Below are 751 nucleotides of genomic sequence, written 5' to 3'. Positions count from 1 at the left end.
GGCAGCCACCAAGCCAGCGGCGAAAGCCAGGAAAGTACGACGGGTGTTCATAGAAAAAGGCAGTTGCACTCGCTAAAGGCACATCCGAGAATACTGCACCGACATTAAGAGCAGGTTATATCTGGCCGGGATCCCCCCAGAAAGTGAACCCTCAGGCCGCAGTCAGAGTCAGATGAAATGAGCGCCCAGCCCAGGTTATGATTGGCAACTTCTCAAGGGGTCTCGAACATGAAAATGATGAAAAATGCAAGCTTTTGCCTGTTATTGGTTACTGCTTTACTAATGGCGCTTGCTCCCTTTGCGCAGGCTCGCCCCCGTCAACGCGCCCACTCCGGCACCTGCACGCGCAGCGGGCCAGGCGGCAGAGCCGGTAGTGGCACCTATTCCGGCCAGGGATCCCGGCAATTCCTTCCCGGTCAAGGGGTGGAAGGGGACTATTCCGGCCAAGTGACCACCCAACAAGGCCAGACCTGGAACCTGAAGGGGCAACCCATCCGTCGCACCACCACCATCAACCCCCATCCGTGAAGGATCCGGAGGGATCCCCTGCTCAAGGCTGCCCGACCTGCCGCCGCAGCGCCTGGATCCCTGCGGCTAGACCCAACAGGACGATCAGCAGCAGGGTGCTCAGGGCCGCCGCCTGGTGGGTGTAGCCCCCTTGTTGCAAGCCAAAGATGAGCCACCCAAAGGTTTCCGAGCGGGAGGTTACCAAGAGGGCAGAGAGGGTCAGCTCGGCAAAAGATTGCAAAAA

1 protein-coding gene and 1 pseudogene are annotated in these 751 nt (G+C 59.1%); one reads left to right on the top strand and one right to left on the bottom strand.

Annotated elements, in window-relative coordinates; all coding sequences use genetic code 11:
* Nucleotides 1–282: 282 nt before the first annotated feature.
* Entirely contained in the window at nt 283–528 is a 246-nt protein-coding gene (locus NW853_RS11200; protein WP_414349046.1) for a hypothetical protein, read from the top strand.
* A 22-nt stretch (nt 529–550) separates the two neighbouring features.
* On the opposite strand, the pseudogene NW853_RS11195 reads toward NW853_RS11200, so the two are convergent.
* Nucleotides 551–751, bottom strand: a pseudogene (locus NW853_RS11195) (iron ABC transporter permease); the annotation flags it as partial.

The sequence above is a fragment of the Synechococcus sp. H55.11 genome, assembly GCF_047462475.1.
Taxonomy (GTDB): Bacteria; Cyanobacteriota; Cyanobacteriia; order Thermostichales; family Thermostichaceae; genus Thermostichus.
The sequence above is the reverse complement of the archived record's forward strand: the minus strand, read 5'-3'. Positions and strand labels throughout refer to the sequence as shown.

What these genes read in the sequence shown, in the direction of transcription:
- NW853_RS11200 (WP_414349046.1), top strand. Translation starts at nt 283, where the DNA reads ATGGCGCTTGCTCCCTTTGCGCAGGCTCGCCCCCGTCAACGCGCCCAC.